The sequence below is a fragment of the Paenibacillus cisolokensis genome (genome assembly GCF_018403665.1).
Lineage (GTDB): Bacteria > Bacillota > Bacilli > Paenibacillales > Paenibacillaceae > Paenibacillus_AH > Paenibacillus_AH cisolokensis.
Genome location: NZ_BOVJ01000020.1, coordinates 1 through 26,732 on the forward strand (window position 1 = coordinate 1; position 26,732 = coordinate 26,732).

34 protein-coding genes and 3 pseudogenes are annotated in these 26,732 nt (G+C 54.6%); 33 read left to right on the top strand and 4 right to left on the bottom strand.

The window, feature by feature from the left end:
• Nucleotides 1–95 precede the first annotated feature (95 nt).
• The 14 genes and pseudogenes from speE (at nucleotide 96) to PACILC2_RS03075 (ending at nucleotide 11,519) form a co-directional block, all read left to right on the top strand.
• On the top strand, nucleotides 96–962 hold the full coding sequence (gene speE, locus PACILC2_RS03005) for a polyamine aminopropyltransferase (protein ID WP_062489241.1): 867 nt from the start codon (nucleotides 96–98) through the stop codon (nucleotides 960–962).
• Between the two features lie 175 nt (nucleotides 963–1,137).
• Complete coding sequence (locus tag PACILC2_RS03010; protein WP_062489223.1) at nucleotides 1,138–1,905, top strand: DeoR/GlpR family DNA-binding transcription regulator; 768 nt, start codon at nucleotides 1,138–1,140, stop codon at nucleotides 1,903–1,905.
• 126 nt (nucleotides 1,906–2,031) lie between these two features.
• The gene (locus PACILC2_RS03015) at nucleotides 2,032–2,817 is read left to right on the top strand and encodes a GntR family transcriptional regulator (RefSeq protein WP_280515259.1); all 786 of its coding nucleotides are present in this window, start codon (nucleotides 2,032–2,034) and stop codon (nucleotides 2,815–2,817) included.
• A 154-nt stretch (nucleotides 2,818–2,971) separates the two neighbouring features.
• Nucleotides 2,972–3,937, top strand: a complete 966-nt coding sequence (locus PACILC2_RS03020) for an ABC transporter substrate-binding protein (protein ID WP_213527439.1) — start codon at nucleotides 2,972–2,974, stop codon at nucleotides 3,935–3,937.
• Between the two features lie 24 nt (nucleotides 3,938–3,961).
• Nucleotides 3,962–4,246 (top strand): ABC transporter permease family protein, encoded by a 285-nt coding sequence (locus PACILC2_RS03025; protein WP_213527396.1) that lies wholly within the window; start codon nucleotides 3,962–3,964, stop codon nucleotides 4,244–4,246.
• A gap of 89 nt (nucleotides 4,247–4,335) precedes the next feature.
• Complete coding sequence (locus tag PACILC2_RS03030; RefSeq protein WP_244863198.1) at nucleotides 4,336–4,782, top strand: ABC transporter permease; 447 nt, start codon at nucleotides 4,336–4,338, stop codon at nucleotides 4,780–4,782.
• 3 nt (nucleotides 4,783–4,785) lie between these two features.
• Nucleotides 4,786–5,571 (top strand): ABC transporter permease, encoded by a 786-nt coding sequence (locus PACILC2_RS03035; protein WP_062489218.1) that lies wholly within the window; start codon nucleotides 4,786–4,788, stop codon nucleotides 5,569–5,571.
• A 9-nt stretch (nucleotides 5,572–5,580) separates the two neighbouring features.
• Nucleotides 5,581–6,114, top strand: a complete 534-nt coding sequence (locus tag PACILC2_RS03040; protein ID WP_213527400.1) for an ABC transporter ATP-binding protein — start codon at nucleotides 5,581–5,583, stop codon at nucleotides 6,112–6,114.
• Nucleotides 6,111–6,656 carry an ABC transporter ATP-binding protein gene (locus tag PACILC2_RS03045; RefSeq protein WP_213527402.1) on the top strand — a complete coding sequence of 182 codons (546 nt, stop codon included), beginning with the start codon at nucleotides 6,111–6,113 and terminating at the stop codon, nucleotides 6,654–6,656. Before PACILC2_RS03040 ends, PACILC2_RS03045 begins: the two co-directional genes overlap by 4 nt.
• 10 nt (nucleotides 6,657–6,666) lie before the next feature.
• Nucleotides 6,667–6,834, top strand: coding sequence for a hypothetical protein (locus PACILC2_RS03050; RefSeq protein WP_213527404.1), 168 nt, complete (start codon nucleotides 6,667–6,669; stop codon nucleotides 6,832–6,834).
• A complete protein-coding gene (locus PACILC2_RS03055; protein WP_244863192.1) occupies nucleotides 6,816–7,604 on the top strand; it encodes a carbohydrate kinase family protein in 789 nt (262 codons plus the stop codon). Before PACILC2_RS03050 ends, PACILC2_RS03055 begins: the two co-directional genes overlap by 19 nt.
• Before the next feature lie 77 nt (nucleotides 7,605–7,681).
• Nucleotides 7,682–8,634: pseudogene (locus PACILC2_RS26265) on the top strand (ADP-ribosylglycohydrolase family protein).
• Nucleotides 8,635–8,834: 200 nt separating this feature from the next.
• A complete protein-coding gene (locus tag PACILC2_RS03070) occupies nucleotides 8,835–9,686 on the top strand; it encodes an EamA family transporter (protein WP_213527410.1) in 852 nt (283 codons plus the stop codon).
• A gap of 132 nt (nucleotides 9,687–9,818) precedes the next feature.
• On the top strand, nucleotides 9,819–11,519 hold the full coding sequence (locus PACILC2_RS03075) for an ABC-ATPase domain-containing protein (protein WP_213527412.1): 1,701 nt from the start codon (nucleotides 9,819–9,821) through the stop codon (nucleotides 11,517–11,519).
• A 590-nt stretch (nucleotides 11,520–12,109) separates the two neighbouring features.
• Here the strand turns inward: PACILC2_RS03075 and PACILC2_RS29140 are convergent.
• A pseudogene (locus tag PACILC2_RS29140) lies at nucleotides 12,110–12,220 on the bottom strand (hypothetical protein); the annotation flags it as partial.
• A 6-nt stretch (nucleotides 12,221–12,226) separates the two neighbouring features.
• Nucleotides 12,227–12,496, bottom strand: coding sequence for an autorepressor SdpR family transcription factor (locus tag PACILC2_RS03085; protein WP_062489204.1), 270 nt, complete (start codon nucleotides 12,494–12,496; stop codon nucleotides 12,227–12,229).
• A gap of 219 nt (nucleotides 12,497–12,715) precedes the next feature.
• Between PACILC2_RS03085 and PACILC2_RS03090 the strand changes: the two genes are divergently transcribed.
• Together PACILC2_RS03090 and PACILC2_RS03095 are read left to right on the top strand one after the other, a co-directional pair.
• Complete coding sequence (locus PACILC2_RS03090; RefSeq protein WP_062489202.1) at nucleotides 12,716–13,204, top strand: hypothetical protein; 489 nt, start codon at nucleotides 12,716–12,718, stop codon at nucleotides 13,202–13,204.
• Complete coding sequence (locus PACILC2_RS03095) at nucleotides 13,201–13,890, top strand: AIM24 family protein (RefSeq protein WP_213527417.1); 690 nt, start codon at nucleotides 13,201–13,203, stop codon at nucleotides 13,888–13,890. The genes PACILC2_RS03090 and PACILC2_RS03095 overlap by 4 nt, the downstream gene beginning before the upstream one ends.
• Nucleotides 13,891–13,953: 63 nt before the next feature.
• Here the strand turns inward: PACILC2_RS03095 and PACILC2_RS03100 are convergent, their stop codons facing one another.
• Nucleotides 13,954–14,364 carry an ImmA/IrrE family metallo-endopeptidase gene (locus PACILC2_RS03100; RefSeq protein WP_062489198.1) on the bottom strand — a complete coding sequence of 137 codons (411 nt, stop codon included), beginning with the start codon at nucleotides 14,362–14,364 and terminating at the stop codon, nucleotides 13,954–13,956.
• Between the two features lie 12 nt (nucleotides 14,365–14,376).
• Nucleotides 14,377–14,790 carry a helix-turn-helix domain-containing protein gene (locus PACILC2_RS03105; protein ID WP_213527419.1) on the bottom strand — a complete coding sequence of 138 codons (414 nt, stop codon included), beginning with the start codon at nucleotides 14,788–14,790 and terminating at the stop codon, nucleotides 14,377–14,379.
• Nucleotides 14,791–15,020: 230 nt separating this feature from the next.
• Between PACILC2_RS03105 and PACILC2_RS03110 the strand changes: the two genes are divergently transcribed.
• The 17 genes and pseudogenes from PACILC2_RS03110 to PACILC2_RS03185 all read left to right on the top strand — a co-directional run bounded on the left by PACILC2_RS03110 (nucleotide 15,021) and on the right by PACILC2_RS03185 (nucleotide 26,563).
• Nucleotides 15,021–15,635, top strand: a complete 615-nt coding sequence (locus tag PACILC2_RS03110; RefSeq protein ID WP_244863193.1) for an ECF-type sigma factor — start codon at nucleotides 15,021–15,023, stop codon at nucleotides 15,633–15,635.
• A 296-nt stretch (nucleotides 15,636–15,931) separates the two neighbouring features.
• On the top strand, nucleotides 15,932–16,360 hold the full coding sequence (locus tag PACILC2_RS03115) for a phage tail terminator family protein (protein WP_062489194.1): 429 nt from the start codon (nucleotides 15,932–15,934) through the stop codon (nucleotides 16,358–16,360).
• Nucleotides 16,357–16,521, top strand: coding sequence for a YqzN/YkzM domain-containing protein (locus PACILC2_RS03120; protein WP_160327742.1), 165 nt, complete (start codon nucleotides 16,357–16,359; stop codon nucleotides 16,519–16,521). The genes PACILC2_RS03115 and PACILC2_RS03120 overlap by 4 nt, the downstream gene beginning before the upstream one ends.
• Before the next feature lies 1 nt (nucleotide 16,522).
• Nucleotides 16,523–17,821, top strand: coding sequence for a phage tail sheath family protein (locus PACILC2_RS03125; RefSeq protein WP_213527421.1), 1,299 nt, complete (start codon nucleotides 16,523–16,525; stop codon nucleotides 17,819–17,821).
• 20 nt (nucleotides 17,822–17,841) lie between these two features.
• The gene (locus tag PACILC2_RS03130) at nucleotides 17,842–18,315 is read left to right on the top strand and encodes a phage tail tube protein (RefSeq protein WP_280515260.1); all 474 of its coding nucleotides are present in this window, start codon (nucleotides 17,842–17,844) and stop codon (nucleotides 18,313–18,315) included.
• Between the two features lie 19 nt (nucleotides 18,316–18,334).
• Nucleotides 18,335–18,748, top strand: coding sequence for a phage tail assembly chaperone (locus PACILC2_RS03135; protein ID WP_213527423.1), 414 nt, complete (start codon nucleotides 18,335–18,337; stop codon nucleotides 18,746–18,748).
• The gene (locus PACILC2_RS03140) at nucleotides 18,729–19,157 is read left to right on the top strand and encodes a hypothetical protein (protein ID WP_213527425.1); all 429 of its coding nucleotides are present in this window, start codon (nucleotides 18,729–18,731) and stop codon (nucleotides 19,155–19,157) included. Before PACILC2_RS03135 ends, PACILC2_RS03140 begins: the two co-directional genes overlap by 20 nt.
• On the top strand, nucleotides 19,105–20,991 hold the full coding sequence (locus PACILC2_RS26270; protein ID WP_244863194.1) for a hypothetical protein: 1,887 nt from the start codon (nucleotides 19,105–19,107) through the stop codon (nucleotides 20,989–20,991). The genes PACILC2_RS03140 and PACILC2_RS26270 overlap by 53 nt, the downstream gene beginning before the upstream one ends.
• A gap of 87 nt (nucleotides 20,992–21,078) precedes the next feature.
• Nucleotides 21,079–21,528, top strand: coding sequence for a LysM peptidoglycan-binding domain-containing protein (locus PACILC2_RS03145; RefSeq protein WP_244863195.1), 450 nt, complete (start codon nucleotides 21,079–21,081; stop codon nucleotides 21,526–21,528).
• Nucleotides 21,521–22,488 (top strand): annotated as a pseudogene (locus tag PACILC2_RS03150) (XkdQ/YqbQ family protein). The gene PACILC2_RS03145 and the pseudogene PACILC2_RS03150 overlap by 8 nt, the downstream one beginning before the upstream one ends.
• Nucleotides 22,485–22,778: a DUF2577 domain-containing protein gene (locus PACILC2_RS03155; protein WP_244863196.1), complete on the top strand. Its 294-nt coding sequence runs from the start codon at nucleotides 22,485–22,487 to the stop codon at nucleotides 22,776–22,778. The pseudogene PACILC2_RS03150 and the gene PACILC2_RS03155 overlap by 4 nt, the downstream one beginning before the upstream one ends.
• A complete protein-coding gene (locus tag PACILC2_RS03160) occupies nucleotides 22,775–23,179 on the top strand; it encodes a DUF2634 domain-containing protein (protein WP_062489179.1) in 405 nt (134 codons plus the stop codon). The genes PACILC2_RS03155 and PACILC2_RS03160 overlap by 4 nt, the downstream gene beginning before the upstream one ends.
• Nucleotides 23,172–24,248 carry a baseplate J/gp47 family protein gene (locus PACILC2_RS03165; RefSeq protein WP_213527427.1) on the top strand — a complete coding sequence of 359 codons (1,077 nt, stop codon included), beginning with the start codon at nucleotides 23,172–23,174 and terminating at the stop codon, nucleotides 24,246–24,248. Before PACILC2_RS03160 ends, PACILC2_RS03165 begins: the two co-directional genes overlap by 8 nt.
• A complete protein-coding gene (locus PACILC2_RS03170; protein WP_213527429.1) occupies nucleotides 24,241–24,834 on the top strand; it encodes a putative phage tail protein in 594 nt (197 codons plus the stop codon). The genes PACILC2_RS03165 and PACILC2_RS03170 overlap by 8 nt, the downstream gene beginning before the upstream one ends.
• Nucleotides 24,831–25,112 (top strand): ketopantoate hydroxymethyltransferase, encoded by a 282-nt coding sequence (locus PACILC2_RS03175; protein WP_213527431.1) that lies wholly within the window; start codon nucleotides 24,831–24,833, stop codon nucleotides 25,110–25,112. The genes PACILC2_RS03170 and PACILC2_RS03175 overlap by 4 nt, the downstream gene beginning before the upstream one ends.
• 3 nt (nucleotides 25,113–25,115) lie before the next feature.
• On the top strand, nucleotides 25,116–25,730 hold the full coding sequence (locus tag PACILC2_RS03180) for an XkdV family phage structural protein (RefSeq protein ID WP_213527433.1): 615 nt from the start codon (nucleotides 25,116–25,118) through the stop codon (nucleotides 25,728–25,730).
• A gap of 2 nt (nucleotides 25,731–25,732) precedes the next feature.
• Nucleotides 25,733–26,563, top strand: coding sequence for a gp53-like domain-containing protein (locus PACILC2_RS03185; protein WP_213527435.1), 831 nt, complete (start codon nucleotides 25,733–25,735; stop codon nucleotides 26,561–26,563).
• Nucleotides 26,564–26,732: the final 169 nt, after the last annotated feature.

Consider the following 26,732-nt stretch of genomic DNA (forward strand, 5'->3'; position numbering starts at 1 on the left):
CCGCCCCCTCCTACTCGATCTTTGCGGGAAAAATCGGGATAATCTTTGGTATAATGTTTGTGTCTTAGACGATAATACAAATCGGGAGGTTGAAAATGGTACGGTCGCCAAAGTATATTGAAAATTCACAGGGAACGCTGTGGTTGACCGAGGATGAAAGGGATCATTTGAAAATCAGCTACCGGATCAAGGACATTCTGCACGAAGAAACGAGTCCTTACCAGCATGTGATGGTGTTGGACTCGCATGATTTCGGCCCTATGCTCGTACTGGACGGGGTCGTGCAGACGACTTCGATGGACGGTTATATATATAATGAGATGATTGCTCATGTCCCGCTGTCCGTTCATCCTCATCCTCGAAACGTGCTTATCATCGGAGGCGGCGATTGCGGCGCTGCGAACGAAGCTGCGAAATACGAACGGGTCGAACGCATCGATCTGGTGGAAATCGACGAGGCCGTCGTCCGGGCGAGCAAACGTTACATGCCGGAAGTATCGGGGGGCTTGTCCGATCCCCGCGTACGGTATCATTATGAGGATGGCGTGAAGTTCGTGCAGCAGGCCGCGGCCGAATATGACGTCATTATTGTCGATTCTTCCGACCCGGTCGGACCCGCGAAGCAGCTGTTCGAATTCGATTTTTATCAAAATGTGCACCGGGCATTGAAAGAAGACGGTTTGATGGTTTGCCAGAGCCAATCGCCGATTTTTCATGCGGACGTCATGCTGAAATCGTATGAACGGATCGGCCGATTATTCCCCCACCGCAAACTGTATACGACCGTCGTTCCTACTTATCCGGGAGGGCTGTGGAGCTTCACTATCGGCTCGAAACGCGCGCTTCCCGCTCCGGAGAGCATCCGCTTCGACAAGAAGGCGCGGTATGCCAATGAGGAAATACTGCGCCAGTGCTTTGCTTTGCCCACTTTCTTGCAAGAAATGCTGAAAAATCAAGGGTAGCCGTATCCCTTGGAGATTGCAAAACAACCGACCCGATTGGGATCGGTTGTTTTGCATTGGCATTGATCGGATTCGCATACTTCTGCGTAGCCACGACAGAGCTGTTCGCATCCGGTTTCGTGATATAATCGTTATAAAGTTGGAGCTCGAGGTAAGAGGAAGGGGACCGGCCATTTTGTTTGCGGAGCAGCGGCACCAGACCATACTGCAGAAACTGAACCGGGAGCAATCGGTCAAAACGGCCGAGCTGATCAAGCTGTTCGGCGTTTCCGTGGAAACGATCCGGCGCGATTTGGATTACCTGGAGAGGATGGGCTGTCTGAAACGGGTTCATGGCGGCGCGATTCCGGCCGAAATCGACTATACCCGGGAGCTGCCCTTTACGGTGCGGGAAACGCAATTTGCCGACCGGAAGCGGGAATTGGCGGAGACGGCCGTCCGCTATGTGGAAGAAGGGCAATCGATCGCGCTTGAGATCGGCACGACGAATACGGCGTTTGCCAGAGCGTTGAAGAAACGGGTGGAGCGGCTCACCGTGCTGACGAATTCGCTGCCGATCGCGAATGAACTGGTGAGCATGCCGAATTATACGATCATTTTCGCCGGGGGCGTCATCCGCAACCAGGAGCAATGTGTCGTCGGCGAACTGGCGGAAACGTTCGTGGAGCAGTTTCATGTGGATACGTTCTTTATGAATATGAGCGGGCTGACGCCGGAGCAGGGCGTGACCGACTACGGGATCGGCGAAGTGCAGCTGAAGAAGAAGCTGATGAAAATCGCGAAACGGACGATCGTTCTGGCGGACAGCAGCAAGTTCGGCGCCGTTTCGCTGCTGAAGGTTTGCGACTATGCGGAAGTGGACCTGTTCATTACCGATTCGAAAATCGATCCGGGCATCGTCGAAGCCTACCGGCAGCACGGCATCGAAATCGTCAGCCGCTAACAGCGGCAACAGCCGACCGTGCAGTCCATTTTGAAGCGTTCCCTGGGAAGAGGGAACGCTTTTTTTTATGAAAATAGTCTCGCATCCGATTCGATTAGGTAATTTTACTTAGTGCTTGCGGTCCAGATGGGAATCTGTTACAATCAACTTGTACACATAAGTGGACAACTATATAACTGTATAATCGGTTGGGAGGTGAGCATCATACTCGACAAGAATGATTTCGCTCCACTCTATATCCAACTTCAAAGAATTATCAGAGAAAAAATTTTGAATGGGGAGTACAAGCAAGGCGAAGCCATTCCTTCCGAATCGGAAATGATGAAGATGTTCCAGACTACCCGGGGAACGGTACGGAAGGCCATTTCCATGCTGGTGACCGAAGGCCTGGTGGAACAGATTCGCGGGAAAGGCACGTTTGTCCGGTTAAATCCGCTAAAGTACAGCATTTGGAATTTCGGCGGATTTACGGATTATTTGAAAAGCCGCAACGAAGTCGCGGTATCCGAAGTATTGGAACAAACGACGGTCAATATGGGCGGCAAAGCGTACTTCAAGCTGGTCAGGGCGCGCGGGGTCAAAAAAGATACCGGGGTGTTGTACCTGACGGTCGACACGTCCTATCTTCCCGTTTCCTTGTTTCCCGGACTGGAGCGCTACGACTTCGGAAAAGAATCCCTGTACAACGTGCTGCGGAATGACTATCGCATTTACCCGGGACGCACGGAAATTACATTGTCACCCGAGGAGGTCAATGACAAGATCAAGGAAATTTTGCAGGTCGATAAGAACGAAACATCGCTCTTAAAGGCGGAAGGGGTCGTATTCGACCAGAACAACACGGAAATCGAAAAGGTCAAGGTCGTTTACGGTCCGCATGTCGAGTTTAAAATTATGACCAATATGAACTGAATCCGGTTCATCAATCGATTAAGGAGATGATCAGAAACATGAAAAAGATATCGGCGGCGATTGCTCTTATATTGATTCTGACGGCTGTAAGCGCTTGCGGAAAAGCTTCTGACGGAGAAGAAAACGCGGCTGTGCCGAACGAAAAAAGAAAACGCTGACAGTCGTAAACTGGAAAGACTACGGCTCCAATGATCCCGAGCTGATCAAAGAATTCGAAGAGACGTACAACGTGGAGATCGAACATCAATATATGGCTTCCGAAGAAGAATTGCTGACAAAAGTCAGAACGAGCAGTGCCGGAAGTCTGGATGTCATTCTGCCCAACGCATCGATTCTTCCCGTTGCGATCGAAGAAAACTTGCTGGAAGAGATCGATACCTCCAAGCTGAGCAACTATGACAAAATTTACGAGCCGTTCAAACATCTCCCCGAGAACGTAAAGGACGGCAAGGTTTACGCCGTGCCGTGGGTTTGGGGTTCGACGGCTATCGCTTACAATCCGGACAAAGTCAAAGACCCGATCGATTCCGTTCAAGTGTTCTGGGACGAGAAGTATAAAGGGAGAATCGCGTTTCGGGACGATTTCAACGATGCGGTCATGATAGCGGCTCTTGCGCTTGGCCAGGATCCGAACGCGCCTTCCGATCTGGAAGCGATCAAGCAAAAGCTGATCGAACAAAAGGGGTATAACCTGACATACTGGAAAACCGGGGACGAATTCTCCAAGCTTTATGCCGGAAATATGATCGATATCGGCTTGATGTGGAGCGGTCAAACCGCCGCGATGAAAAAAGAAGGGCAAAACATCAAATATGTCATCCCGAAAGAGGGCGCGATCGGATGGGTCGATAACTGGGCGATCGTCAAAGGCTCCGAAAACGTGGATCTGGCCCATAAGTTCATCGATTACATGATCGACCGCAAGTTCCAGGAAGCATGGGTCAATAAAGGCGGCCCCGCTCCGGTCAACAGTGAAGCGAGCGCCAACCTGGATCCCGAGTTCATTAAAGAGATGGGATTGGACGAATCGTCGATCGACAAATTGAAATTCATTTCCTACCGGAGCGACGAGGTCAAAAAACAATGGAACGAACTGTGGCAGGAAGTGAAGGCGCATTAATGCGCAGTTAAGGAGTGACCTCGCTTGAATAAAAAGATTTGGCTGATGAGTCCGGCGGCGTTCCTGCTTCTGTCCTTTTGCGTGGTTCCGCTCTTTATTATGGTCTATTTCAGCTTCCTGAGCGACGGAGCCGCCGGCCATTTTACCCTTCAAAATTATTTGGACTTCTTTCAGAAGGGCTTTTATTTGAAACTGACGTGGAAGACGATTCAACTGAGCTTCTACGTCACCCTGATTTGTTTGTTGATCGGTTATCCGATGGCGTATGTGATGGTCAAGATCATCAGCGGCGGAAAAATCTGCTGCTGATGGCCATCATCATCCCTTTTTGGTCCAGTCAGCTGGTACGGGCTTATTCCTGGCAAAACCTGCTTCGGGAAGGCGGGATTTTGGAAATCGTGCTCCGCAAGCTGCACTTGATTGGCCCGGAGCCGTTAGGACTGATGTTTACCCAGTATGCGGTCGTGATCGCTTTGGTCCATATTTTCTTCCCGTATATGGTCATCACGATCTACATGTCGCTGGAGAAGGTGGACAACGCGTTGATCGAAGCGTCGAAAAGCCTGAAAGCCGGGCCTTTTACCACTTTCCGGCGCATCGTCCTGCCGCTGAGCAAGCCCGGTATCATCTCCGGGTGCATCCTGGTCTTTGTTCCTTGCCTGGGGGTATTTGTCGAACCCCGCATTTTGGGCGGAACGAAAGGCTCGGTCATCGGCATGGTCATCGAGGATCAGTTCTTTGAAATTTACGGATGGAATTTCGGAGCGGCAATTTCGTTTATTTTGCTGATCATCGTTCTCATTTGCATGGCCGTGCTCTCCCGGTTTTCGAAAGAGGAGGCGTAAAAAATGGTGAAAAAAGTGCTCGGATGGACTTACGCATCCCTCATTATGCTGTTTCTGTACGCCCCGATTCTCGTGCTTATGTTGATGTCGTTCAACGCCTCAAGGTACAACGCGCTGCCTATTGAATTCAGCATGCGCTGGTACAAGGATCTGGCCGGCAACGACACGCTGATCGGAGCGGCCTTGAACAGCGTGTATATCGCGGCTGCGACGGGCTTCATCTGCGTCGTGCTGGCCACGATGCTGATGCTGTGGGTTGTCCAGACCAACTCGAAGCTCAAGGAATGGATCAATTCGCTCGTCATCGTGCCGCTCACCATTCCATGGCTTATTCTCGGCTTGTCCCTTTTGCTGCTGCTCAGCGCACTCGGGCTCGACAAGAACTATCCTGTTTTGCTGATCGGGCATGTCGTCGTTTCGCTTCCCTATGCTGTGCTGGTCATCAGAGCGAGGCTGCAAAGCCTGGATCTCACCATCAACGAAGCGTCGGCCAGCTTGGGCGCGAACGAATGGACAACCGCTTTCCGGATTACGCTGCCTTTGCTGTTTCCGGCTATGCTGGCGGGAGGATTTCTCTCGTTCGTCATTTCTTTCGATAATTTCATTATTTCATACTTTCTCATTCCGAGCGGCTCCAGTACGCTGCCGATCGAGATTTATTCCTCCATCAAGTTCGGTTTTACGCCGGAAATTAATGCGGTATCGACCATACTGCTGGCCGCAACCGCGAGCGTGCTCGTCATCATTTTCTTTATTATGAGAACTTCGCTGAAATACATTTTTAAGTAGGGGGTTGCCATGGCTTATCTGGAGATTAAAAATTTATCGAAATCGTTCCATGGGAACCAGGTGCTCGACCATATCGACATCGAAGTCGAAAAAGGCGCCTTCCTTTCCCTGCTCGGCCCGTCCGGATGCGGTAAAACGACGACGATGCGGATTGTGGCCGGATTCGAGCGGCAGGATGAGGGTACAATTTCCATAGACGGCAAAGTGATCGATCGGCTGCCCGCATACAAAAGAAACGTAGGCATGGTGTTTCAAAGCTACGCTTTGTTCCCGCATATGACGGTGGCGCAGAATGTCGCTTACGGGCTGGAACAACGCAAAATGTCCAGATCGGATATCCGGAAGGAAGTGGCGAAAGCGCTCGAGATGGTCCGGTTGACCGGATACGAGAACCGAAAACAGAAACAGCTTTCCGGGGGTCAGCAGCAGCGTGTCGCCCTGGCGCGGGCGCTGGTCATCAAACCGTCGCTGCTTTTGCTGGATGAAAGCTTGAGCGCGCTCGACAAAATTTGCGAACCGCCATGCAGATCGAGCTGCGAATGATTCAAAAAGAGGTCGGCATTACGACGGTTTTCGTAACGCATGACCAGGAAGAAGCGATGACGCTGTCGGACCGCATAGCGGTTATGAAAGAAGGGAAAATCGTACAAATCGGTTCCCCGCAGGAGATCTACGAGAAGCCGGTCAATACGTTCGTGGCCGGATTTATCGGACATTCGAATTTCCTGAAAGGAACCGTGCTGGAGAAGTCCGGGGATAAAGCGGTGTTCCAGCTTGACAGCGGCGGGAAGCTTGTCGTGCCGGTCGAGCCTTCCGATTCCCGCGTCCAAAATGGAAAGCCGTTGATTCTGTCGATTCGGCCGGAACGGATTCGTCTTACGCAAGATGATTCCGCAAATACCGGCGTGAAAGGAACGATCAAATTCATCACATATGTCGGCAGCTTGTCCACCTATTTGGTCGAAGTGATGGGGCATGAATTGAAAGTGCAGCAGCAGAACGATGCCGATGCCCGCGCATTCCGCCAAGGTGACGAGGTATGTCTGCATTGGAGTGCTGAAAACCAAACCATATTAACGGAGTGAGGTTTATGCGATGGCGGACAAAACGGAAATCGTCATTTTCGGCGGCATAATCGTGGATCAGTATGTGCTGGTCGACCGTTACCCGGAAAGAGGCGGAGACGCCCTGATGACCGATTCTTTTTCCGTGTCGGCGGCTGCGCGATCAACGTCGGCTCGACCTTGCAAAATCTTGGCATGACGCCGCATATCGTCTCGACGGTCGGCGACGACGCATGGGGGCGCAAAATCAGGGAGTATTTGAAGCAGCGGCAATTTTCCGAGCTTGCGATCCGGTATGCGGAGCAGCGGAATTCCGGCTATTGCATTTCCGTTGTCGAGAAGGACGGGGAAAGAACGTTCCTGACGTACAAAGGGTGCGAAGCGGAGTTTCAATCCGGCATGATCGACGACGACCTGTGCGGGCGGGTATCCCATGTTTACGTAACCGGCTATTATTTGCTCGATCCGGAATATGACCGCGAAATTGTCCGGCAGTTAAAGAAGCTGAAAGAAGCGGGAGCCTTTGTGGTGTTCGATCCCGGGCCGCTTGCCGGCTCGATTTCGGAGGATACGTTGCTTGCTGTGCTGGGGCTTGCCGATCTGATCATCCCGAACGAGAGCGAATTGGAGCTGCTCGAACGGAAGCTCGGGTGGAATCGTCGGGATTTCTCCGGATATTGGGAGCGCGGGATTCTGTATATCGTATTGAAGAAAGGAAGCCAAGGGGTAGAAGTGTGGACCGACGGCGCTTACTTTACCGTTCCGCCTTACCCGGTGAACAGCATCGATTCGACGGGGGCGGGAGACAGCTTTGCCGGAGGGCTTCTGTACGGGTTGTCCAAAGGACACGACCTGAGGACTTCCGTTAAAATGGCCAGCGCATGCGGTGCGATCACAACGACGATCATGGGCCCGCATGGTCGATTTACATTGCAAGACGTGACGGACATGATGGAGAAAGCAAGGTGAGATAAATTATGGAGAGAAACGACTCGTTGCTGGACAGGGCTTACGGAAGCTTGATCGCGACCGCGATAGGCGATGCGATGGGGATGCCCGCTTCTTTTATGCCGCCTTCCCAGATCAAAAGAATTTACGGAAGGATTACGGATTTTGTAAGTCCCGATGCGGAGCAAACCGCGCACAGCTCGGTCGAGGCAGGCGGGATTACGGATGACACGCAGGAAAGCCTGATCGTTTCCTCCGTCCTGATCGAAGAAGGACGATTTGACACGGAATCGTTCGTCGAGAAGATGAGAGAGTGGGCCCGGCGGCATAAGATGCTGGAATCGACGGTAATCGGGCCCAGCACCCGCAAATTTCTGGAGACGATCCTTTCCGGCGGCGATTATATTGAAGCCGGGAAGAACGGAGATACCAACGGAGCGGCCATGCGGGTCGGGCCAATCGGCATTTTTACCACGGCAACTTGCCGAAGGCGATCGAGGAAGCGGCAGCGTCCGCGCTTCCGTCCCATGGAAGCCGGGCCGGCGTTGCCTCCGCTTGCGCCGTTGCCGCGGCGATTTCCACAGCGGTGAAGGGAGACTGCAAGCCGATCGACGTCATGATGGCGGCCATCGCCGGCGCGGAGAAAGGCGAACAGCTCGGATTCGATCAACCGGCGCCTTCCATCGCGGCGAGAATTCGCTTGGCGGTCGAATTGGTGGATAAACTGCGGCATAAGCCGCTCCAGGAAATATGCGAGACTTTGTACGCTTATATCGGAGCGGGCATGAAGTGCTACGAATCGGTTCCGCTTTCGCTCGGCGTATTTTACGCCGCAGAAGGAGATGTGGCCGACGGTATCGTATCGGTCATCAATATCGGCGACGATGCGGACACGAACGGCGCGATCGTAGGGTCATTGTGCGGCGCATTCAGCGGTGCGTCCACCATTCGCCCGGACTGGATCGCCAAGATCGAGAGCACCAACGGAATTCAGTTTAAACAAATCGCGAACGATTTACTGCAAAAGGCTGCTGAAAGGACATCTCGCTAGAGGTGTCCTTTTTGCATTTCGGTTGCATTATCGGTTATCGTTTTCGTATTATCGGTGAATCGTATCGGTGCTTGCAAAGAGGATAATGCACAGGTTTATGCGAAGAATTATGCAATGTTGATTTAATAACGAATAGTTGTATTTGTGTGCATTTCCGTGATATATTGAAACTGCTTAATTCCCTTGATGGAGAGGATCATGTGGTTGCGATCGCGGTGCTTCTGGTGCTCTGTTCCGGCTTTTTGCATGCCGTATGGAATTTGTTCGCGAAGCAAAGCGGCAACAAAAGCGTGTTTTTATGGCTGATCATGCTCGTTTCGACCGTTGCGCTGCTGCCGTATTCGGTTGCGGAGCTCGCCGGCACGCCGTTGCCGGTTCGGGGGTACGTCTTCCTTGCCGTATCGATGGCCATGCAAGGCGGATACGCGCTGCTTCTGTCGGCTACCTACCGCCATGGCGACATGTCGCAAGTGTATCCGATTATGCGCGGGACGCCGACGCTGCTCATTCCGCTTCTCGGCATGACGTTGTTCGACGAGTCGTTATCATTCACGGGATGGGTCGGACTCGCCTGTCTGTTTGCCGGTTTTGCCGTCATGAGCGGCTGGTCGCTGCGGCGCGGCGCAAGCGGAATGACGCTCAAGCCGGTATTGCTGGCTTTCGGTGTCGGTCTGTTCATAACCGGCTATGTATTGGCCGACAAAATTAACGTGGGCGCGATTTCGCCCGTCGCGTTGCTCGGGATATCCAATCTCGGCTTCGTACTGGCGCTGACGCCGGCCGTTTTGCGTTCCGGGGAGATCAAGCGGGAATGGACGAACGGCTGGAAAATCGTGTTGCTCGGTTCGCTGCTTTCGCCCCTGTCGTACTTATTGTTTCTCTTCGCGATGCGGCTCGCCCCTGTCGGATACATATCGCCGATCCGCGAAATCGGCACCGTATTCGGAACGCTGCTCGGTATCGTGGTGCTCAAGGAACAGCAGGGTATCCGGCGCATCGCCTCTTCCGCCGTCATTGCCGCGGGGATTATGCTGATCGGCATCGGAGGCTAAGCGCACGCCCGTTTTGGTCGAGGGGTCGATTAGACAAACGAGCCGTTCGACGGTACAATTATACTTTGATTTTGAAAACGATGGTCCCGACAACGGAACGTTGAAAGGTCGGAGCGTGCAGGTGAACGGACAATGGAAAGATTGAAACAAATATTGCAGCGCATTGACGGTAAAGGATACAAAGCGTACCGGGACATTGCCGGCTCCTATGCCGGCGACGGGTTCGTTCTGCACATCGATCATGTACAGGCGGACCCTTTTGCCGCGCCGTCCCGGATACGCGTCGCATTCGGTGGAAAGGAGACGGCGGCCGATCCGGAATGGCTGCGCACGCGCTGCCGCCGGATTGCGGTGGAAGATTTCTTCGCCCGCAGCATCGCCGATTCGATTCGCCGTTACGGGATTCGTCCGGTCGGACACGGCAAAAGCGGCATGATCGCGGTCGACCGCCCGGGCCAGGAAGTGCTGCCGCGGACCGCTGTCAAAGTGGAGGAGCACGGAATCGAGGTGCGGCTTTCGGTCGGACTGCCTGCGGCCGGCCGAACGGTGCTCGGCCAGGAAGCGGCGCGGATGCTGTGCGAAAGCGTGCCGGCCATTCTGCGGCAAGCGCTGTTCCGGTATGACCGGACGCGGCTCAGGGCGCACTGGGAGCTGGCCGATCAGCAGGAGGCGATACGCGCTTTCCTGCAGGCCCGCGGATACGCCGCGTTCGTGGCGAACGGCTCGGTTCTGCCGAGAGAAAGCGGCATCAGCGACCGTCCGATGCAAGGCCGGGAAGCGGTGCCGTTCCGCTCGCCCGCCTCGCTGGAGGTCGAGATTCCGCTCCCACACCGGGAGCCGATCCGCGGCATGGCGATTCGAAACGGCGTGACGCTGATCGTCGGCGGAGGGTATCACGGGAAGAGCACGCTGCTCAAGGCGATCGAAAGAGGCGTATACAACCACATTCCCGGAGACGGCAGGGAATATGTCATTACGGACGATTCGGCATGCAAGATCAGGGCCGAGGACGGACGGCGGGTCGAGAAGGTGAACATATCGCCTTTCATCTCGAATCTCCCTTTCGGCAAAGATACGCGGCGGTTTTCCACGGAGGACGCAAGCGGCAGCACCTCTCAGGCGGCCAACATTATGGAGGCGCTGGAGATGGGAACCAAGCTGCTGCTGATCGACGAGGATACGAGCGCGACCAACTTTATGATTCGCGACGCCCGCATGCAGGCGCTGGTGGCGAAGCGGAAAGAACCGATTACGCCGTTCGTCGACAAAGTGCGGAAGCTGTATGAACAGCATCGGGTATCCACCATCCTCGTGCTCGGCGGGTCGGGCGACTATTTTCATGCGGCGGACACGGTTCTGATGCTGGATGAATATGAGCCTGTCGACGTGACCGAAGAGGCGAAGCGGATTGCCCGCCAACTGGATGACGGGCGAAAGCCGGAAGGGGGCGACAGCTTCGGCGATGTGACGCCGCGGGTCGTGCTGCCCGGCAGCTTCGACGCTACGCGCGGGAAGCGGGAGAAGGCGGATGCCAAGGGATTGTCCAAAATCGTCTACGGTACGCATGAAATCGCCCTCGACCTGGTGGAGCAGCTCGTCGATCCGAGTCAGACGCGCGCGATTGCCTGTATGCTGACGGCGCTGGCGAAAACCTATGCGGACGGCCGCACGACGCTGCGCGAGATGGTGGACCGGCTGTATGCGGCCGTCGGGGAGCAGGGGCTCGAAGCCGTTTCCCCTTACGACGGCCATCCCGGCGATTTGGCGCTGCCGCGAAAATACGAGCTGGCGGCGGCGCTTAACCGGCTGCGCACGTTGAACGTCAAAGGATGACGGAACGCGGCGATGGAAAGGATGGCCGTATCGTCATCGAAATAAAAAAGACACCGTATCAGGTGTCTTTTCTGTCAATAGCGCGAATCACCGCGCGCGTGCGAAAAACATGATGCTGCCGCCCGTAATAAGGATGAACAGGACGATCAGTCCGAAAAAGCGGGCAAAATATAGCTTTGGGGCAGCCATGCAAGCAGGATGAATGCGAACCCGAGCACAAGCATGACCCGGCCCTGAAAGCGGAATGCCTTGCGCATAATGTGCTCGGGAAGCTTCGGCCACTGCAGCGGCCCTTGCGTCAAACGCGGCGCCATGTTGCCCATCAGAATGAAGAGGATGCCGACGATGACGACGGCAAAATGTGCGGCGCTCAAGTCGTATCCGAGATTGTAGGCGACGATGAACAGATGAACGGCAAGAAGCACGGCCGAAACGACGGCGGCTATGGCGCCGATCGAAGCCTCGGTACGGCGCCGCTTGTTCTCGTCCTTCTCCAGCTTGACCGAGAATATGATCAGCGCAGACAGGAGCAGGATGAGAACCGGCAATGCGAAAGCGCCGAACGGTTTGCCGACCCAGTTGTCGGGTGATCCCGACCGGGAGAAGTGAAGCGCCATCCGTTCCGGCAAGTCGGCATAAACAGTCAGGCTGACGACCGTTGCCGCAACGGCCGACAGAAGAGGGAAAGTCCATTTTCTCATCACGCATCATCCTTTCGATTGTTGCAGATCGATCAGCCACTTCATAACATCCTGGAACACCGTCGTATTCAGCGAGTACACAATCGTTTGCCCTTTCCGTTCATCCCAGACGAGACCCGCGTGCTTCAGAATGTTCAAGTGATTCGAAATGCTCGGTTTGGTCATATCGAAGTGCTCCGCGATTTGCCCGGCCGTAAGGTCGCCGTCCTTCAGCAAATCGAGTATTTTGCGGCGGGTAGGGTCGGCCAACGCTTTAAACGTATCATTCAAAGACATGCGGCACCTGACTCCTCGCTTCAAAATATATTTAGAAAATTATCTAATAATGAAATTATAGCCGGCCGACATCCAGTCTGTCAATGGCTGCTGCAAGGGCAGTACGAAACATATCGCGCCAATATTGTTTTTTCGACAGCGGATGACAAAACATGATAGAATAATAGTAGTATTCCTAGAAATGGTAACCAGAGAGCTATTCGAAGCGGGTGATCTGTCATGAAACCGGGAAAACGGCTATTGATTGCGGTTATGGCCTTATTCCTGTTTCCCGCCGCCGTTCGTACGGCGGAAGCCGGCGTCATCGATCGCATCAAAGATATATATCAGGCGCCGGAAAAGGTGGAAAGCCTCGAACAATATTACCAGGAGACGACGCAGCAGCTGGAAAGCCAGCTGGAGACGCAGCGCCAGCAGCTGGAGCAATCGCTTCAGCGCATCGAGGAGCTGCTTGACCGGCAGGAGCAATTGCAGAGCATTAACGACAGCTACCGGCAGGAGAACAAAACGCTGCAGGAAGAAAACCGGCAATTGGTCGAGCGTATGGAACAGATGGAGCAAGAACGCAAAGCGTTCATCCGCAAAGCGCTGTGGACAGGAGCCGCCGCCGTCTTGCTGCTGCTCGCCTATGCGCTGTCGGTTCGGATATGGCGGTATACCGTTTGGCGCAGGCAGGGAAGAGAACGGAATGAGGCGCTGCTGCCATGATCGTTACGGCACCGTCGCCGATCGGACATGCCCGGGTTGCGCTGGAGGCGGACGAAGCCGTGCATGTGCTGCACTCAAAGTCGATTATTGCGTACCAGGGCTCGCCTCGCAACCGGGAGGACCGCTTTATGGACCTGGGAGGAGCGTACCGCAAGAAGAAATGGATTCGCTCGCGGCTGCAAGGGCCGTCGATGTTCGTGCTGGGCCTGCCTGCCGGCTTTTCGCTTGAGGTGCTCGACATTCCCGAACGGAGCAGTTTGTTGTTCGATTTTCGGCATGTGGCGTTTTTCACCGACGGGATGACGTTCAAGAGCAAAATTTTGAAATGGAAGACGGTCTGGATTACGCGCGAATGGGTACGGATGCAATTCAACGGTCCCGGCAAGCTCGGCATTCTCACCGTCGGCGGCATGACGAGCGTGCAATTGGACCCGGTACAGCCGTTGTTCGTCGACCGGACAGCGTTAATCGCATACCCCGAGGACGCGTCGATCCGGCTTTCGGTTTACGGCAATTCGCTGGCGAGCCAACATATGAACGTGCAATGGGAGATCAGAGGTTCGGGGGCCGTTCTGATCCAGACCGGTTCGCCGGACAAGCAGTTGGAGGACAAGCTCGCGGACGACGGCTTCATCAAACGGCTGCTGCGCGAAATATTGCCGTTCGGCAGCGTCTATATTAAGTAAGGCCAATGATACGACACAAGCTCCCGGTTTTCATCTGCCCGGGAGCTTGTTAGCACGGAATCGTTACATATAAAATTTGACCATCTCTTCGGGAATGTCGTTGCGCTTCAGAAAATCGGCAACGGATTCGTGAAGCCTCAGCCTGTCGCCGGCGGTCAGCAGCCGGATGGCGAATTTGTTGGCCTGGCGCTCGAATTTGCCGGGGTGAAAGAACGATTGCTCGTCCAGCCAGAAGCGGCTGAAGCCGGGATGCAGGCGGTCGTGGGCGAGCTCGTGAGCGCATACGAAGCGTTGCCAGCGTTCGTCCAGATTTTCATGAATGACAATGTAGCGGCGGCGCAGCTTGCGATAATACATCCCGCGTGTGTTTCGTCCGAGATCGCAAAACCAGACGGTAATATTCAGGCAACCCGCAAGTTCGAATGGATCGTTCGTTTTGTATTTGCGGATGAGTTTACGGATTAGTTCATCCATTCCAGCCCTCCGCTATTCGTTGATTGGTTTCCTCTTGTTCTTCTTCTTCGCGTCCCAGAAGATCGCTTCCATAACCTTCAAAACCTTTTCCTTGTCCTCATCGTCAAGCGGCACGCCGTCGAACATGACCGGCGCATCTTCCTCGAGCATCCGCTTGAAATCCCGTTTGTCCCGGGACGAAGCCCAGGAGGGAGCGGAGGCCGAGCTGGCAGCCCATTCGGCATCCATGCCGCCGTCTTCGATCAGGCTGCTCTTTCTCAATCCGAAATGGTTCGCGATTTTCTCGATCGTGCCCATCCGCGGCTCCTTGTGCCCATTCTCCCATGCGGATACGGCTTTATTCGTGACGCCGGCAATTTCCGCCAGCTCCTGTTGACTTAACCCGTATCTGTTGCGCAGCTTTTTAATATTTTCGCCGGCGCCCATACGATCACTCCAATCTATTTTAAGTAGATTATAACGGATATCGGGAATAAATCAACCGAAAGGTGAAATTTTGACGATTGACAATCTACTTTTGGTAGAATATTATGAGCAAACAACGATAATTTTAGGGTGAAGAGGCAAACATTTCCGCATTCGCGCAGATGGGTGTCTACTTTAGGTGGATTGACGCGAGTAAAACGAATGTGAAAATGACGATCATGGGGTGACGAATGATGACGGATCAGCAAGTGATTGAGCAATTATCGAATTACAAGCGGATGGTGGCGAGGATCAGGCTGCTGGAAAACTGCTCGGCGGGAGACGGCATCAAGGTAAGCCGGTTTGGCGAAGACGATCAATTGCAAGAGCTGCACAGACAGCTTCGCAAAATGCCGTCGTATATGTATTTGACCAAGCGGGAGCAGGAGCTGGAGGCGACAGCCCATGCCTATCTGACGAGCCGCCCCGCAGGTACGCGGGCGCAGCTGGCCGCCATTCCGGCGCATGCCGAAGATCCCGACGACGAACGCAAGCTCCGGGAAATCCGGAGCAAGATCGAGAAGATCATCGAAGCCCGGGGGGAGGAGAAGACTGGCATCGACGCCTTGCTGGACAGGCTGGCCGAACTGCAGGATTTGCAGGCGAAGGTGAAGCAAGTGGACGATGTGCTGGACGCCCTTGCTTCCTATAAGCCGGAATATGCGAAGCTGTTAAGGCTGCGGTATATTGAGGACATGCAGGCCGGCGAGGTGGCCGAGCAGCTCGGCGTCGTGCGCCGCACATTCGAACGTTGGCAGCCGAAGGCGATAGCCGAATACCGCAAGCTGGCGTCGATGTCGCCGTAATGTCGCAACGATGTCGCATTCGAGTCGCAAAGCAGTCGTACCAAGGCCCGTTTTTCCGTGTTATGATGGTATCGTACCAAAAATATCGAAGACGACGAAAGCGGTCTTCTCCATTCGGGGAAAGGCCGCTTTTTTCGTTCCCCGGACAGCCGACGAACGGCATGCCGTTACGGAACGGTCGCGGGGGTTGGGAGGTGAAGCGCTGATGGTGCCGATTGCATAACGGCGGATGGGAAGATGGCTGTGTAACGGTGCGTACGGCAAAGAGGAGATTCGAGCAGGAAAGGGGTGGCGAATTGGCAAGCATCACATTCCAGGATGTGCAGAACGGCGTCCTCGCCGGACTTGTTCACGCTTTTCCGGATATTCCGGTCGTGGTCGGAGAGATCGGGGAAGGCGCGTCGCCGCCTTGCATCGCGATGCGGCTGCTGGAGGCGGCGCATACGCATGAGCAGGGCAGACGTTATATGCGCAGGCATATCGTAGCCATCCAGTATTATCCTTCAAGCGGCAGCCAAGACGATATGAACGCGGCGGCCGAGCGGCTGACGGATGCGCTGGAATGGATCGCGGTCGGGGAACGGCCGGTGCGCGGCGCCAAGATGCGCTTCGAAATCGCCGGCGGCATGCTTCGCTTTTATGCGGAATACGGCATGCATGTATGGCGGCCGGCGCACAATGACCCGACGATGCAAACGTTGAAGCAGGGAGGGAACGTCAAATGAGCGAGAAAAAAACATTTGGCAAAGAACAGTTCATGTCGTCCAAGCGGCGTCAAGGGGTCGAAAAGGATATTGCGGCCGCCGCTCTCGAGGACGGCAAAATGTACACGTTGAAAGAAGCCGAAAAACGAATCCAAGATTTTAAGAAGAGGAAGGTGGAGTAACATGGCGGGAGGAAAATGGAGCACGCAGAACAAAGTGCGGCCCGGCGTCTACGTTAACTTTCAGGGGGAACGCCAGCCGCTCGGCGCGCTGGGCGAGCGCGGCATCGTGTCGCTGCCGCTTGCGCTTTCCTGGGGGCCGGCCCGTACGGTCGTCAAGGTGGAGGCGGGCGCCGATCCGTTCAATACACTCGGATACGGCATCGCCGATCCGAAGCTGCTGCTGGTGCGGGAGGCGCTGAAACGGGCGCGGACGCTGCTGTTGTACCGCCTGAATACCGGCACCGCCGCGTCGGCCACGCTGGGCGACCTTCACGTTACGGCCCGCTATGGCGGCTTGCGCGGAAACGACATTTCGATCATCATTCGGAGCCATATCGACGAAAGCGGCAAATTCGAAGTCAAGACGCTTGTCGCCGGCCGGGAGGTCGATGTCCAGACGGCGGCGGCGATCGAGGAGCTTCAGCCTAACGATTGGGTGGCGTTCGACGGCGCAGGCGAACTGACGGAGACGGCCGGCCTGCCGCTTACGGGCGGCGAGGATGGTGACGTTACGGTACAAGACTATGCGGACTATCTGGCGGCGATCGAAGTGCACGACGTCCATACGATCGGCTTGCCGGCGAACGACGAAGCGGTCAAAAGTCTGTTCGTGTCGTTCGTCAAGCGGCTTCGGGACGAAGAAGGCAAGAAGCTTCAGGTCGTCCTGGAAAACTATCCGCAAGCCGATTACGAAGGCGTCATCAGCGTCAAGAACGGCGTTGTGCTGGCGGACGGCACGACGCTGACGGCGGCGCAGGCGACCGCCTGGACGGCCGGCGCAACGGCGGCGGCGGCGGCAAACCAGTCGCTGACTTATACGGCCTACGACGGCGCGGTCGACGCGGCGCCGAAATATACGAATGCCGAGATTGCCGCCGCGCTGCAGGCCGGCGAATTTCTGTTCACGGCCATGGACGGACAGGCTGTCGTCGAGCAGGATATCAACACGCTGCACACGTTTACCCCGACGAAAACGAAGCCGTTCGGCAAAAACCGGGTCATTCGCGTCCTGGACGGACTTGCGAACGATTATATGAAAGCATTCAGCCGCTCTTATATTGGCAAAGTGCCGAACAACGACGACGGACGGAATTTGTTCAAGTCGGAGCTGATCGGACTGACGAAGCAATATCAAAATATCGGGGCGGTGCAGAACTTCGATCCCCAAACCGATCTTGAGGTGCTGCCCGGGGAGAATGGCGATGCCGTCATCGTCAATCAATGGGTGCAGCCGGTGGATTCGATTGAAAAATTTATATGACCGTTACGGTCCAATAAGGAGTGAACGCGCATGTTTTTCGCGAAACCGACGCCATAAGCGGCAAAATGGCCAAAGCTACGGCAAAAATCAACGGCCGGGTGGAAGAGCTGTTCTACGCCAAGTCATTGGAAGCGACGATCGAGAAGAGCAAATCCGACGTGCCGGTGCTGGGCAAGACGAGTATCGGCAAAAAAGCCGCCGGCTGGTCGGGCAGCGGAACGCTGACCGTCTACTACGTCACGTCCCTGTTCCGCGAGCTGATGGCCCAATATATCGAAACGGGCCGGGATTTCTATTTCGATCTGCAAGTCACGAACGAAGACCCGCAATCGGGAACGGGCAAGCAAATCGTAACGTTGAAAAACTGCAATCTCGACAGCGTAATCGCGGCCCGATTCGACGCGGCGAGCGAGGATCAGCTGGAAGAGGAAATGGCGTTCACGTTCGACGGCTACGAGGTACTTGAGAGTTTCAATACACTGAGAGGCGTATAACGAAGGAGAGGGGATATCGATGAGCACGCTGCAGGAGTTTCTTAACTCGAATCCGATTGACAATTTGACAGAGGAAGTCGTGATCTCCGAACGGTTCAAGGATCGGGACGGCAACGTTCTGAAATTCAAGATCCGGGCGATGACGAGCAAGGAATTCGACGATATCCGCAAACGTTCGATGAGGCTGAAGAAAGGCCGGCAATTTGAACTCGATGTCGAGAGGTTCAACAGCGCCATTGTCATTAATCAGACAGTCGTACCCGATTTCAGAAATGCGGCGAGCATCGAGAAGCTCGGCTGCGCAACGCCGGAGGAATATTTGAACAAGGTGCTGCTGGCCGGCGAGATCGCCGAACTGGTCAATCAGATTCAGCGGCTGAGCGGCTTCGACCGCGATATGAACGAGCTGATCGATGAAGCAAAAACTGATTGAGGAGGGCGATCCGGAGGCGAATTACGCTTACTATGCCCTCCATAAGCTGCATATCCTTCCGGGCCAATTCGCCGGAATGTCCCGGGAGGAGCGGGCTTTCGTCATCGCTTGCATCGACGTTCGCCTGAAGGCGGAACGGAAAAGCATGAAAAAGCGAAGCGCAAATAATGGACCGGTTAAAAGGTTTATGCGGTTAACGATGGCGAAATATTTTACGATTTTAACGAAAAGCGTCCGATTTGCTCGGACGCTTTTTGATTTTAACCGGAAAGAGGGTGATACCCATCGCAACGGCCAAATCGATCTTACCGAAATCGCTGAAAAGATTTTTTGTACGGATGTCCAGAGATTCGCAAATGAACGCCGCGGATGTTCTAAACAACAGCATGTCCACCGACGTATCCAATAAAGCGCTTGATGCTGACCAAATGACGTCGGACTCGATCAACAAGACCTTCAATAATACCATTCATGAACAAGCGGAAATGAATCAGGCGCAAGAAAAAGTAAACCAAAAATTAGAAGAAACCGACCGCAAATCCGTCCAATTTTTAAGGAAGGTGAAACATCTCGCTTCATCTTTCCTGAAGGTCGAGGGGGCCGTGCAGCTTGTCTCGTCCACGATCGGCGCGGCGATGAAAGAGCAGGAGGCGCTGAACGCCGTTATTGCGAAGGCCGGCAATCCGAAACTCGGGAAGGCCATTTACGACCAGTCGCGCAAGCAGGCGATCCGGTACGGACAAGACCCGAATGCTGCGGTTTCCGCAAGCATGGCCTTTATGTCCGCTACCACAAATCCTGCCGAATTGAGCGAACTGAACAAGCTGGCGATTCGGTTGTCCAAGCTCAATCCGAAGGCAGGGCTGGAAGGCGCGGCCGCCGCGATGAAAGATGCGCTTACAGGCGACTACAGCGCCCTAACCGGACAGTTCGAGATCGGCGAAGAGTTGGTGACGGGCAGCGGAGTCGACAAGGCCGGGCAGCAAGGGGATATGTCGGCGTTTATCGAGGGCATGAATCAGCTGCTTAATGCGAAAAACATGACGGAGGAAGCGCTCGCGACGATGATGGACTCCCCTGCGGCAAAATGGAATCAGGTGACGCTCGCTTTCCACGAAGGTCTGATCCAGTCGGGGATGACGGCTCTGCAAGCTTTTACGCCGCTTTTGGATATGTTGATCGCGACGTTCGAGTCCGGAAGGTTCCAGCCGTTTTTTGACGGACTGGCGGCCGGCTTGACCTGGGGCATACAGCTGATCAGTGTGATGGCGATGACGGCAATATGGCTTTACAACGTCATCAGCACCAGTTGGCCGAACATTGAGTATGTCGTTTGGGGCATAGCGGCGGCCGTCGGGACGTTGGCAGCGCTGATCCGGGGCGTGACATTGGCCCAGTCCGTTCTGAATATGGTGATGAGGGCGAATCCTATTGTTCTCATTACATCGCTAATTTTCGGACTTATTTTCGCGTTTGTCAGGTTTGGACAGACCCAGGAAAATTTTGCCGCCGGATTTAAGCGGATATGGAAATCTATAGTCGATAGAGTAAAGGAGTTTATTTCCTTTATAAATAAAATTCCTGGTATTAACATCGATGTGGATTCCTCCGCCAAAGAAGCGGCTGAGTCCGGAAGCGCAATGGCAGACTCCGCGAAGGATAAAACGGCTTTGGAAACAGCGGCGGACCAGCAGAAGTTGAAAGAAAAGCTGGAGTCATACCAAGACCAATTACCTGCGAACTCCTTGCCCGATTCCCTGCTCGAAGCGGGCAAGGCTTCGAACAAATGGGCGCAAGGCGCCGATGCGGTTCCGACCCCGGGACCGGCCGCGGCCGCGGCTGTTCCTGCCGGCGGCAAAATGCCGGATATGAACCGGGTGAACGAGGTCGGCCGGATTAACGAGACCGTCGACATTTCCAGCGAAGATCTGAAAATGATGCGCGAGCTGGCCGAGATGAAAAACATTCAAAACTTCGTCACGCTGACGCCGACGGTCAACGTTCAAACCGGGGACATCAACAGCGGCAGCGACGAAAAACGTTCGTCGCCCGCATTCGGACGATGCTGGAAGAGGAATTCGCCGCGTCTGCCGAGGGGGTATATGCGACATGAGCTACGAAGTGAAGCTGTCCTTCAACAATGGGAAAGAAACGCTCACCATGCCTCTCATGCCGTCCTCCATCGAAGTGTCGGAAGGAAACGAGGGGAAAACCTATCAGGTGGCGGGGCTCGGGCAAATTAATGTCATCAAGGATGTCAAGCTGACGGAGTACCAGTTCGGCGGCATTTTCCGGCGCAGCCCTATCCGTTTGTCACGGTGAAAGATCTGATGCCTCCGGCCCGATATGTCGAGACGATCAATCGCTGGATGCGAACGAACCAGCCGATTCTTTTCGTATTGACGAGCGCCGGCTTCGAGATCAATACGCTGGCCAGCATCGAGTCGTTCGAGTGGAAAGAAACGGCCGGTTCGGGGGACATCGCGTATACGCTGAAGCTCAAGAAGTACAGACATTACGGCCCGCGCCGGGTCGTTGTCACGGCCGACGGTTCCGAGATGAAGAAGGGCAAGAAGGGCAGGGCGAACGACAGGCAAATTCCCAAGACGTACACGATGGTTGCGGGCGACACGTTGTGGGGCATCGCCAAACGGTTTCTGGGATCGGGCGCCAGGTGGCCGGAGTTGCAAAAGTTAAACCGGATATCCGACGCGGAGATCCGGCGGCTTCCTGTCGGAAAAGTCATCAAGCTTCCCGCGGGGGTGAAAGCCGATGCTTGAAGTGCTGCTCGACAATAAAAACGGAAATGTATGGGACATTTCCGACATCGTCGGCGGCGTGCAATGGAAAACGACCCGGATCGGCGGTCCCGGCAGCCTCGACTTTACGCTTGTAAAGCCCCGTTTTGCGGATAACGATGCTTTTGTCTATCGGAACGGCGACATCGTCCGGGTGCGCAAGGACGGCCGGAATGTCTTTTACGGTTACATCTTTGCGATCGAAAGCGGGGCGGACGAGACGGTGAAAATGAAAGCCTATGACCAGATCCGCTATTTGCATGCATCCGATACGTATGTGCTGACCAATGTCAAAGCGTCCGACGTCGTCAGACGGATCGCCAAAGATTTCAAGCTGTCGCTCGGGTATATCGCGGATACGGTGTACAGCATCCCGACGCTGGTGGAAGACGGGAAGAAGCTGCTCGACATTATCTATAAAACGCTTGATCTGACGCTGATCAACAAAGGCTTGAACTTTGTCCTGTACGACGATTTCGGCCGGCTGACGCTCCGCAATGTGGAGGATATGCTTGTCGACTTCTACATCGGGGAAGGCAGTCTGATGCACGGCTACAGCTTTAAAACGTCGATCGATCAGGACACATACAACAAAATTGTGCTGTACCAGGACAACCGGGAGACCGGCAAGCGGGACCTGTACGTCGCCCGGGACAGCGCCAACATGGCCCGCTGGGGGATCCTGCAGCTTTACCAGTCGGTGGACGAGAAGCAAAACGCCGCCCAGATTCAGAAGCTGCTCGATACGTTGGCGAAGCTGAAAATCGGGAGACGAAGTCGCTCAAGATCGAGGCGCTCGGCGATTTGCGGATCAGGGCGGGCAGCTATGTGCGTATTCTGATCCGGGAGCTCGGCCTGAACCAGCCGTTTCTGGTCGACGCCTGTACCCATGATTTCGACGGAACCGACCATACGATGTCATTGGAGTTGAAGATGATATGAGAATGATCGACATCATCAAGCAAGCCGGAGCGCAAGCGGTGGAAGCGGGAAATCCGGTCCATATCGGCACGGTGACCCGCACGGAGCCGCTTGAGGTGTTCGTGGATCAGCGGTTTTCGCTGACGTCCGAATTTCTCATTGTAACGGATGCGACGGAAGAACTGACGATCGAGATCAACGGCAGCCTGTACACGGTCAGGCCCGGTTTGCAGGCCGGAGATAAAGTCGCATTGATTCGCGTGCAAGGCGGTCAGCAATATGTGGTGATGGGGCGGGTGAGGGATACATGATACCGGAAGGCGGCATCATTCAAGGTCCGCTCGAAGAAACGGAAGAGACGTCCCGAACCTGGCATCTGGATTTTGAGGCGGGACGAATCGCCGGTATGGCCGACGGGTTGCAGGCCATGCAGCAAGCCGTTTATATGGCGCTGCGAACGGATCGCTATCGGCATCTTATTTATTCGTACGATTACGGCAGCGAGCTGTCGGGACTTGTCGGCTCCCATTCGCCTTCCGTCCGATCCGATGCAGCCCGGATGATTCGGGAGGCGCTGGAACCGGACGACCGTATTATCGGCATCGAGGACGTGGAAGTCGAGACGGCCGGGGACGGCTTGCGGATACGTTTTACGGTCCATACGACTTTCGGGAACTTTCAGATGGAACAGGAGGTGAACGCCAATGTATGAGCATCAAACGTACGAAGCGATATTGCAGAGGATGCTGGATCGGGTGCCCGACAACGTCGACAAGCGGGAAGGTTCCGTTATCTATAATGCATGTGCGCCTGCCGCCTGGGAACTGGCCGGCATGTATGCGGAATTGGACATTAACCGGAACTTGTCGTTTGCCGATACGGCGAGCGGAGAATATTTGACCCGTCGCTGCGCCGAATTCGGCGTCAACCGGACGCCGGCAACGAAAGCGAGACGCCGGGGGACGTTCCGGGACAGTGCGGGCAACCCTTGCGACGTGCCGATCGGCAGCCGGTTTTCCATTGGGGACATCGATTACGTCGCGATCGGGAAAATCGCCGCGGGCGTCTACGAACTGGAATGCGAACAGGCCGGCACGATCGGCAACCAGTTGTTCGGCCCTTTGCTTCCGATCGACTATATATCCGGACTGGCCCGCGCAGAACTGACCGATATTATCGTTCCCGGCGAGGATGAAGAATCGGACGAATCGCTTAGACAGCGGTACTATGCGTCGGTCAATGAGCCGGCTTTCGGCGGCAACATTGCGGATTATATCCGGAAAGTGAACGCCTTGAACGGCGTAGGCGGCACCAAAGTGTTTCCGGCTTGGCAGGGCGGCGGCACGGTCAAATGCACGATTGTCGCATCCGACTGGGGCGTCCCGTCTCCGTCTTTGGTCGAAGAGGTGCAGCGCGTTATCGATCCTGATGTCGGCGGGACGGGCTTCGGCACCGCCCCCATCGGCCACAAGGTCACGATTGCGGGGGCGGCGAGCGTCACGATCGATGTGGCTGCGACCGTCACGCTCGATAGCGGCGTTATGCCCGGACAGGTGCAAGAGCCGATTGAAGAAGTCGTAGAAGCGTATCTTCTCGGCCTTCGAAAAGAATGGGCGGAACAGGAGCGGCTTATCGTACGCGTCGCTTTGATCGAGGCGGCGATCTTGACCGTGCCGGGCGTGATCGACGTGGCGGGAACGACGATCAACGGCGCAGCGGGCAACGTGACGCTAGGGGAAGAGGAGATTCCGGCAATGGGGGCGGTGACGGTCCATGTCTGATACGAATACCATTGGCAAGCATTGGCCGCCGTTCCTGCTGGATATTCTCGATTTTGCGGAGCTGTCCCGTACGCAGGATGCCGAAGTGAAGGATGCGCAGGCGGCGGTCGAGGGGCTGCTTCTGGATCAATTTGTAACGTCATCGGGGCTGCAGGCGATCAAACGGCGGGAGCAAATGCTAGGCATACAAGCCGATCCGCAGACCGAGTCGTTGGCGTTTCGCAAGAAACGCGTTCTGAACCGCTACCGGACGAAACCGCCGTTTACGCTCCATTACTTGCAGCAGCAGCTCGACGCGCTGGTCGGACCGGGCATGACGGTCGTATCCGTCGATGTCCGCAGCTTCGTGTTGACCGTAACCGCCAATATTGAAAACGCCAATGTGTTCCGGGAAGTGATCCATACCATCGAGACCATCAAGCCGGCCAACCTGATTTATCAGCAAAACACCTCAATTAAAGGGACGATCGGGTTGGAGGAGCGCATTTCCCGGCGGGACGTTGCGTGGAATTATAAACTGGACGGCAGCTGGAAGCTGGGCGAGAAGCCGTTCGCAAGTTTGGGACCGGAGGTGGTCGTAACGTGATTGCAGAGCATTTGTTGCATGATTTGGCTGAATATGTAGGCGGACGGGTTGCGAAGGTCGTTTTAAACGGCAATTACGAAATTGCGGAGTTCGAAGTCAAGCAGGTTACCGACAACGTCCTGGCGCTGAACTACCTTGTGCCGGTGTCGGACGTGCCGCTTATTACATTGATCGAGTTGAAGGACAGTGCGAACAAGGTGCTGTCGTCCCACGAGGTCAACGTGCCGATCGCATCGGACACGATGATGCTGCAGACGGTCGAAGTGAAGGAGGTATGAGGAATGGCGAAAACGGATTGGAATTTGAACGATTCGGTCATGCCGGAGGACATGAACCAAATCGGACAAGAAATCAATGACATGGCGGAATCTCTCGACAACCACAAAAACGCGACGCTCGTACACGGTGCGACGGATGCGGCGACGCCGAACCGGATCGTGCAGCGAGATGCAGCTGGGCAATTTAAGGTCGGCACGCCGACGGACGCCAATCATGTGGCGCGGAAGACTGATCTTGACGCGCACACTGCAATAACGAATGGGGCACACGGCGCAACCAGCGCAGCAACGGCAAATCGAATCGTTCAGCGAGATGCGAATGGTCGAGCCAAGTTTGCCGCCCCGGCAGCAAGCGATGATGTGGCGCGGAAGGCCGAGGTCGACGCGGTGCAGGCAAAGATAGATTCGGCGCAACGTACAAAAATCACGCAGGACAATGGCGGCCCTAAGTTATCAATAACTGACCCATCCAGAGACTTTCTAGCGGAATTGATAGCTCTCGGACAAGGTATGCACACGTTCTACGTTATCAGCGGGGCAGTAAACGGTCCTCCAAGATCGACCCGAGGGCATGCTTTTTTACAACAGGTTCCGGCAACCTTTTCGGATATGTTTTAGGAGTGGATTATCAAAATATCACTTGGGTCAATTATCATGATGGGCCAAACGGATGGCTTGGATGGACAGAACTCGCGAGGAGGGATAGTAGTTCAAACAAACTTTACTCGTCTGGGGCATGGGCTGGTTTGCGAGCAAACGCAAACATGGGAACAAATGCAGAAGTAGACATGCAAGTCGGTGGAGTACGTCGTGGACTCTTTACAGTCGGTGATAGTAATGTAGAAATTCGCAAATATGCATCAAATGGGACGTCGATAGAGACGCGCCTGACAATGACTTCAAGTGACGCAGTACTGAATAATGCTTTAAATGTGGATGACATTATACGCAGCCGTCGTACAGGTGCCAACAACCCACAATTTGAAGCTTGGAAAGATGGTTTGCGGCGGGCGATATTCTCATATACCGCATCCTATGATGCCGCCGCATTGGCTAAATTGGATACTTCCGGTAATTTCGTGGCGGAATTGCGATTACACGAAGATTGGCTTCGTTTTCGGTCAGGGTCGTCAGTTTATGATGTATGGCATGCTGGGAATAATGCCGCAAACATCGTATCGAGCGGATACCAAAAGCTTGCTAGTGGATTGATCTTGCAATGGGGTCTAGTTGATAAACCACCAGCCAATACGAATGTTACTATAACATACCCTATTGCATTTACATCCAACGCATATGCTGTTTTTGGGGCGATCGAGACAAGTGATCAGCAAGCTAATTCTTCTGTTATATGCACATACCGCGACAGGTTTGGAGCTTGGCTTCGTCAGTTCTATAACTATACCGGCGGCGGCACGTTTATGATTAAATGGTTTGCAATCGGTAGATAAGTCCAGTGGTAATATGTCAAGTCCCTGATTCGTGAAAATTGGAAATTATTTTGGCCCAAAACGCGATGACTCAGGGAAAAAGGCAACACCAAACACGATGCGGTCGCGCAGATGCGAGGCACCGTGCAGATTGTTTTCTACCTTAAGCGTTTCAAGCGTATCGCCTTCC